General features: G+C 52.0%; 7 protein-coding genes. 3 read left to right on the plus strand and 4 right to left on the minus strand.

Annotation, left to right across the window (positions count from 1 at the left end; all coding sequences use genetic code 11):
* On the minus strand, positions 1-231 hold a 231-nt coding region (locus tag HOK28_08235; protein ID MBT6433063.1), incomplete at its 3' end, for a hypothetical protein.
* Positions 232-294: 63 nt separating this feature from the next.
* On the opposite strand from HOK28_08235, the gene HOK28_08240 reads away from it, so the two are divergent.
* Together HOK28_08240 and HOK28_08245 are read left to right on the plus strand one after the other, a co-directional pair.
* Positions 295-1,044, plus strand: coding sequence for a hypothetical protein (locus HOK28_08240; GenBank protein ID MBT6433064.1), 750 nt, complete (start codon positions 295-297; stop codon positions 1,042-1,044).
* 24 nt (positions 1,045-1,068) lie between these two features.
* Entirely contained in the window at positions 1,069-2,091 is a 1,023-nt protein-coding gene (locus HOK28_08245; protein ID MBT6433065.1) for a hypothetical protein, read from the plus strand.
* Here HOK28_08245 and HOK28_08250 read toward each other — a convergent pair.
* From HOK28_08250 to HOK28_08260, 3 genes are all read right to left on the minus strand, one after another.
* Positions 2,088-4,064 (minus strand): dehydrogenase, encoded by a 1,977-nt coding sequence (locus tag HOK28_08250; protein MBT6433066.1) that lies wholly within the window; start codon positions 4,062-4,064, stop codon positions 2,088-2,090. The genes HOK28_08245 and HOK28_08250 overlap by 4 nt on opposite strands.
* A gap of 219 nt (positions 4,065-4,283) precedes the next feature.
* Positions 4,284-4,832 (minus strand): DJ-1/PfpI family protein, encoded by a 549-nt coding sequence (locus HOK28_08255; protein MBT6433067.1) that lies wholly within the window; start codon positions 4,830-4,832, stop codon positions 4,284-4,286.
* A gap of 112 nt (positions 4,833-4,944) precedes the next feature.
* Positions 4,945-6,351 carry a PEGA domain-containing protein gene (locus HOK28_08260; GenBank protein MBT6433068.1) on the minus strand — a complete coding sequence of 469 codons (1,407 nt, stop codon included), beginning with the start codon at positions 6,349-6,351 and terminating at the stop codon, positions 4,945-4,947.
* A gap of 231 nt (positions 6,352-6,582) precedes the next feature.
* Here HOK28_08260 and HOK28_08265 point away from each other — a divergent pair.
* Positions 6,583-8,133: tandem-95 repeat protein (locus HOK28_08265; protein ID MBT6433069.1), on the plus strand; the 1,551-nt coding region annotated here is incomplete at its 3' end.

Here is an 8,133-nt window from a genome sequence, read left to right on the forward strand (position 1 = left end):
CGCAAGTGTATGCAACCCGACCAGATCAAAATTGACCAAAGTCTCACCCGGGTTCTTGGCCGAATCCGCGCCGAAGTACTCTACGACATCCCAGTCTGTGAAGGCCCCAATACTCCAGTGAAAGGCTGCACCGCCGATGGGTGGCCACTCAATCTTGCTCCACCTCAGCAGCAACATATCTGCAACGCTGGACTCTGGGGTACCGCCAAAAAGCGATAGCCAATCGAGCATGCGTGGACCCACCTCCTGAATCTGATATGTTTTAGGTATCGGAACCAATGGGGTAAATGACGCATGACAAAAGCTCGATACCAGGAATCTCTTCTCAAAATTATGGAAACCAAGAATCATTGGGCCTGGCCCGGGTTCACCTCAGGTATGGTTCCAAAGGAAGCGATGCACATCCACCTGGAACAGGAGTTCGAAGTTTATGTAAGAGATTTCCCGACCATGATTGCCCGCGCGTTTGTTCAATGCCGTATACCGGAAGTTCGAAAAGAGCTGGTTGAGAACCTTTATGAAGAAGAGACCGGCGGGCTGGCAGCAGGCCGCCCTCACCCGGAACTTTTTCTGCTCTACCCCTCGGGCCTGGGATGCGACATGAGCCGGTTCGACCACATCAAGCTTCTGCCTGAATCTCTCGCCTACCGGGCCTTCCTGGATCAAACCACCACCCAACATGGCTGGGAAATTGCCACCGCTATCACAACCATCTTTATCGAAGGCACGCCGTATGAGCGTGGTGAGCTGGATGAAAATGCTCCCAAACGCCCAGAGCCTTCCCTAAGCGACCACCCGCTCGTGAAGCATTACGGACTCAGCGAAGAGAATCTCGCTCTCACCAAAGCACATCGTATCGTCGAAGGTGAGCACCGCTCCTCGGCCTGGAACATTGTCCTCGACTACATCGACGAGTCTAAATACCTGGATGTAATCGCCGCCATGGAGCAGGCCTCTGCACTCTGGAAATTTTATAGAGATGGAGTGGCCCGAGCATGTGGCTTAGTTCAAAACGACGCGGGTGAGCCTGAACTCAAATCGTAAGCCAGTTGGCGGTGAGGATAAATTATGAGTGATGAAGACCCAGAAGCTGAATTAAGCATCATGAACATAGATTTGCTCTATACTGGGAGCGACCTATTTATGTTGCCACACGCCGAAGTGGCCGAGGTTATCGATACTCTGCTACCAACCATCATTGATACACTCGCCAGCTATAACGGTGTACTCGAATCGGTTTCCAACTGCCGTATGATTGCGGTGTTTTCAGCGGCTGAGGACCATGCACTTAAATCGGTATTGTGTGCTTCCAAGCTTCACTCAGATATTCGTACCCTCACTGAAGAACGTGTGGCTTGCGGCAAACGCCCGGTAAAACTCCGGATTGGTATCGCCTCAGGGCATGCAAAGCTTCAAAATTTTAAGCATGCTCAATACTCAGGAGTATCCCATGTGGGAGAGCCCTTAGCTCAGGCCGAGCTACTTGCCGCCATCGCGCACCCAGGAAATACCATTCTTGCCGGGCACACTTATTCCATTATCCATGACGAAATCTCCTGCCGATTGGTCAAACAAGTCCGGCTCCACGACTACGAGGAGCCCGTTAAGGCTTATGAGATTCTCAGTGCCGAAGCTGCCGCCCAATCCCAGTCTCAAAAAGATAATCGGCGCAAATACCCTCGCCTAGAGTTGAACCTTCCTGTCACTTTACAAGTTGCCCAATGGTCGCACCGTGCAGAGGCTATCAATATCAGTGCAGGTGGTATTCAAGTGGCATGCAAAGACTCTTTTCAAGCCAACACACCAGTGAAGCTGTCTGCCGTCCTCCCGCTTGGAAAAAAAGAACTTCCCCTGCGTATCGAGGGTCTGATTGTACACTCTGCACCTAAAGGTGATGGTCGCTACGCCATGGGCATCAAGTTTAAACGCTTGATATCTGAAGATAGAGAAGCTCTAGAGTACCTGCTGGGTATGATTCTAGGAGAAGTTCTTAAGAACGAGGCGATGCACATCGACACCGGAGAAGATGCGGCTGGAGTTCGATTTTATGCTTATGAAGCCAGCGCCCTGCTGGATGATATCGACCTTTAGTAGTCTAGAAGGTCCTCTAAAGCACTCTCTAGTCGTCCTGCTGGCATATATTGCTTCTCAAGACCCTTCGCGAATGGAACTGGCGTATCCAGTGATCCCAAACGTGTCACCGGCGCATCCAGAAAGTCAAAACCATCTTGAGCAATGCGCGCCGCCACTTCGCCGCCAAAACCGCCAGTTGTGGAGGCTTCCTGTAAAACCAGCACTCGGCTCGTCTTCTCGACCGACTCAAGTACTGTCTCCACGTCCCAAGGAATCAAGGTTCGTAAATCAATGACCTCAATAGATACACCCTTTTCAGCGAAGCTCTCAGCCGCACGTAAAGCTTCGTGGACCATGGCACTCCACGCAACAATGGTGAGATCTGTACCTTCGCGAACCACGCGAGCTTGGCCCAGAGGCTCCTTGTAAAAGCCTTTTGGCACATCGCCCTTGATACTTCGATAAAGCTGCTTATGCTCGAAGAAGATAACAGGATTCGGGTCATCGATGGCCGCCAGTAAAAGACCCTTGGCATCCTCAACGGTTGCCGGCGCCACAATCTTGAGACCAGCAATCGATGTAAACCAACTCTCAGGGCACTGCGAATGATAAGGACCCGCTCCCATTCCGCCGCCAATCGGTGCACGAACGACCACCGGAACATTGGCTCCCCATCGGTAGTGATTCTTCGCAAGGTTGTTCACAATCTGGTTAAATCCGCAGGTGATAAAATCACTGAACTGCATTTCCACCACAGGCTTAAAACCTTCAAAACCAAGACCCATGGCAGCCCCAAGTACACCCGATTCAATAATCGGTGTATTGCGTACTCGGCCGCGACCGTAACGTTCAACAAAACCATCGGTAATCTTAAAGACGCCGCCATACTCAGCGATGTCTTGCCCCATCAGGACAACATTATCGTCTCGCTCCATCGCAATAGTTAAGGCGTCGCTTAGAGCATCAACGTAGCGCATCTCTTCAGTGTCAGTAGAAGCTTCGACCACTTCATCCGAACAAGGAGCAAAAACGTCAGCCAGCTCATCTTCTGCGCTGCGCATGGGATGCGGATACGCCATCGCCTCATCCACTGCTTCCTGAATTTGAGCCTTGAACTCGGTACGCACCATCGACATAGCGTCTTGGTCCATCGCGCCTTCTTCAATGATTTGTTTCTCAAGGCGAGCAATCGGATCCCGCTTGGCCCATTCCGCCATCAACTCATCGGGAACATAAGCGGTACCAGATGCCTCTTCGTGGCCGCGCATGCGAAATGTTTTGCATTCTAGCAGTGTCGGACCCTCTCCACTGCGGGCTCGAGCCGCAGCTTGGTCCATCGCTTTCATGACAGCCATAATATCGTTGCCGTCGACGACTTCGCCCGGCATCCCATAACCGATGGCTCTATCCGCTAAATCTTTACAAGCGTATTGTTCCGTACTCGGTGTGGAGAGTCCGTATTGATTGTTTTCGATGACAAAGACGACTGGTAACTTCCAAACAGCTGCTAAATTAAGAGCTTCGTGAAAATCACCCTCGCTGGTTGCACCGTCGCCGGTAAACGCTACCGCTATCCGCTCGGTACCTCTGAGTTGCTGAGCCAGAGCTAAGCCATCCGCCACGGGTAGCATCGCACCCAAGTGACTGATCATACCCACGATGTGGTGGTCAAGTGTCCCAAAATGAAAACTACGCTCGCGGCCTTTACTGAAGCCTTCACCGCGCCCCATCAGCTGGCATATCAACTGTACCAAATCGAGATTTCGGCCCGTAAAGACGCCTAGGTTGCGGTGCATAGGGAGAATGTAATCATCCTCACGAAGCGTAGCCGTAACACCAACGGCGATGGCTTCTTGCCCGATGCCTGAGAACCATTTTGAGAGCTGACCTTGCCGAAGAAGATTGAGCATCTTCTCTTCAATCATTCGCGGAAAGAGAATACGGCGATATAAATCTCGTAACTCTTCTTGGGTGTGTTTGACTGGTTCCATCGTTAGTGCTGACGCCATTGCGACCATCCTTTGGCCGAGCTCCTTTGCCTGATGATATCCTATATCAGTACCGCTCGGTGGCTAGGTTACTTAGTCACGAGGCCCTTGCGCTGCAACCCGCATGGCGCTTGCTTTTGATTAAAAAACGCCCCAAAAGCACGTATTTAGAGCACGCACTGCGTCATGAAATCTTTGATTGGGAGAGTTCGACCGACGGTACTAAACGGGCACCAGCATCTGCTCAGCCAGCTCTTTTGCCTTCTCAGGGCTACAAATTCGCTCCACCAACTTGAGAGCGAACTTCAAAGCAGTCCCCACTCCCCGGCTGGTAATCACATCGTTATCATCCACCACATCGTCTTCGCAGTAGTTTACTTTACCGAGCTGGTCCTCGAAGCCTGGGTAACAAGTCACCCGAACACCTGCCAACACTTTGGCCTCAGCCAGTACAATGGGCGCCGCACAGATAGCGGCTACAATACCGCCTCGTGCCTTCTGGGTACGTAGCAGTTGAAGAGCCAAGGGTGTATCTCGAAGGTTGTGACTGCCTGGTAATCCACCGGGGCAAATCACTGCATCCCACTGGTTTTCCAGAGCCTCTTCCACACCCATAGATGCAAAAAAATCAAGGCCGTGAGCACCTTGAACATGCTGAGCACTGGCGGCTACCAGTTCAACATAAACGTCTGCACGGCGTAGAACGTCGATTACCGTGACCGCTTCAATTTCCTCAAAGCCTTCAGCCAAAACTACACAGGCACGCGCCATGAGACACCTCCAGATAGCACTTACTCAAATACAGAATGAGTAGGATGAGATCTTAACTAAAGATTAGCTGATAACGGACAATCGAACCAGGAATGAAGCAAACGAGGCTAGACTACTCAGAACCAAAAGTTACGCTGGTTTCACGATTCTGTAGTAAAATCGCAGTGGCGACCGAGCCTCCTACCAGCGCTGCTGCACCAGTCCAGACCCACCATTTCTTGTACCAAGGCTTGAGGCTGTCTTCATCCACAAGCTCCACTTGAAGCAAGGTTGTTTCCCGGTGGTTTATCACCACATCCTGATTGAAGAGCAAAAAGCCCGGCTTTTTAACCTGGACGCGGTGCCGCCCAATCGGGATCTTAGGATAGAGTTCAACCGGGGTCGCGCCAACTTCAATGTTATCTAGGTGCACAACAGCTTCATCCTGATTGGCCAGGACTTGAAGCTGACCCATGTATTGGTCGGCGCCACTGCCCTCGATAAGCCGCGCTAGATAAGGTCGGCACAGCTCCACCAAACCCCGCGGGTCGCCCTTCCAGGATGCCGCTTGCCGCGCTATGACGATGCCATTGACGAGGTCCACCAGCTCCAGCGTGAAGACCAAGTCTTCTCCAATTTTGGCGATGCGTGCAGTGACCATTTTCTCGGCGGATGAAAGCTTTCCAAGGTCCATCAGGCAAGAGGGATCGGTGCAACCAAGCTGTTGAGCTTCCACCACTTGCCCAACCATCATTCGCATATCGCCTCGAGAGATAACGTCGAATCTACCGCGGCTTCTGGCCGCAAGCTCCGCTGCAAGTACAGACGACATCGATTCCCCAATCAAGGGATCAAGCTCAGGTGCAGTGACCTCAACATCCATCACCGCAAGCTTAAATTTATCAGCGGACTCAATCCAAGCTGGCTCAGCCACAATCACTTCCGGTAGCGGAACCACGGGTTTTGCCTCAGCCGAGTCGTCTTCTACTTGAGTCGGTTGAGGCGCAGGTTGTTCAACTTGAGACTCCATGGCTGGTTGAGCCGGTTCGGATGGGGACTCGGCTTTACCGGGTTCTGCCATAGCTGAAGCTTTAGGGGCTGGAGCAGCGACGGCTGCGGCCTGAGGCTCTTCTTCCTTGGGCGGCGTTGGCATTAGCGGCGTTGAGGGCGCCTCGACACTCGGCTCGGGCTGTGTCTCAATTTCAGGCGTAAGATCAGGTGTTGGTGTTGGTTCAGGTTTAGGTGGTTGCGGTGTGCTCAATTTACAAATTCTAGGAATACGTTGCTGATGAATCCAACCTTTGCCGGTTGAGCCTTCAAATAAAAATCGTTTGCCTTGAACGTGAAATCTCACAATTTCAAATGATGCACCCTTTTCGATACGAATTTTCTCACCCGTGCCCCGTGCTGTGCCCCGCACATTCACCGATTTTTTTAGCTTACAGATTTTGCCAACGGACTCCTGCGAAGCCTCTGCATGAACACAGAAGATAAGTAGCCCCGCGACCATCGCGATAATTTGCGTGCTCTTCAAAATCATAACGTTCCAAAACCAGCTCAGATCTTATACTTCACCCTGCATTGACAATTCTTGCAAATTATCGAAGGTAAACCAAGCACTTACACCTCACCCATCAAGACCAATCAATCTACCTTGTGGTTTATTTAAACTCAGGTTTCACCGTTGTCGTTTTGCCGCGACGTGTTAAACCTTCGTTACAGCTATTGGTTATACCAATGAAAACTGACCCCAAAGCCGAGGAAATTGCCCATGCCTAAGCTCAAGAGATTGCTGCCAATCTGCTTTATTCTGTTCTCAACCGCCTGCGCTGAAGAAAAATTGATGGGAGTCATCGACGCTCCACCTATGATTTCTGACGTTGGCGGCGTGATTACTGACGAGGATGTTCCTACCGCGCCCATCGCGTTTACCGTCACAGATGAAGAAATGACGTTTCGCGAACTGGATATGACGATCTCCGCGGAAGATACGGCACTGGTTCCTGAGGACGGACTGGCACTTGAGCAAGAGGATAATAACTACACTCTCGTCATTACACCGGGGCTCAACCTTTTCGGAGAGACGCCGGTCACCATCACCGTAGCCGACTCCGCCGGCCAGACAACCACACTCACCTTCGACCTCACGGTGCTTCCCGTAAACGATGCTCCCGTAGCGGACGACCAAGCCGTGGATATGCTTGGCAATACCACCGAAGACATCGTGCTCACAGCAAGCGATGTAGAAGATGACCCACTTACCTTTGAAATCGTGGCGGCCCCCGTCCACGGCACGCTGGAAGGCACACCGCCAAACGTTATCTATGTGCCCAATCAGGACATCACCGTAACTGACAGCTTCACCTTTGTAGCCAACGATGGTGAATTGAACTCTGAAGAAGCCACCGTAACCATCAATGTGGAAGCCGTGAACAGCATCCCCACTCTCATCGACGACACCTACACAACTGTGGGTGGATGCGCCGTCACCACCTTCTTTGACGACGGTGTTTTGTCTAACGACTCAGACGAAGATGGCGATATACTAACAGTGGCAATTGTAGATGAGCCTGAGCACGGTACGGTGATTCTCAACGAAGACGGTTCATTTAGCTACACACCAAATATTCCACTTCACCAAACAGACTCCTTTACCTACAGCGCCACCGATGGGTTGGTGGAATCTGAACCAGCGACTGTAACCATTACTGTTGATTCAGACGGCATTCTGGTTACCGTGGAAGAAGATGGTTTTAACGACGATGGGTTTTGCTCACTGCGCGAAGCCATTCAAGCGGCCAACACCAATGAAGCCGTAGATGGCTGCATGGCCGGAACCGACGAAGACCGAATCCTTTTCGGTATTGCAATGGGCCATTTCGAACTCACCACACTGGGTGCAAACCAAGACACCAATGCTACTGGCGACCTCGACGTCATGGGCGATGTGACTATCATTGGCTGTGGCCATGGCGAAACCATCCTTGACGGCAAAACCAACGACCGCGTGTTCGATGTGTTCGATTCGGACGTTGTGATTGAAAACCTAACCATTACCTCTGGTGTGGTGACCACCGACTTTGGCGGCGCCATCCGCAACAACGGCAACCTTACGCTTCGCGGCGTCAACATTGCCAACAACCAAAGCAACGGCGTCGCTGGAGCCGATGGCCTCATGCCTGGCGGCGGCGGTGGCGGCGGTGGTGCGGGCGGATTTGGCGGCGGCATCTACAACTTGAACGGCACGCTCACAGTAGAACCAGGAACGCTTGGATGCTTCTTCAGCGACAACAGTGCCATCGGTGGCCGAGGCGGCAATGGC

It is taken from the genome of Deltaproteobacteria bacterium, from assembly GCA_018668695.1.
Taxonomy (GTDB): Bacteria; Myxococcota; XYA12-FULL-58-9; order XYA12-FULL-58-9; family JABJBS01; genus JABJBS01.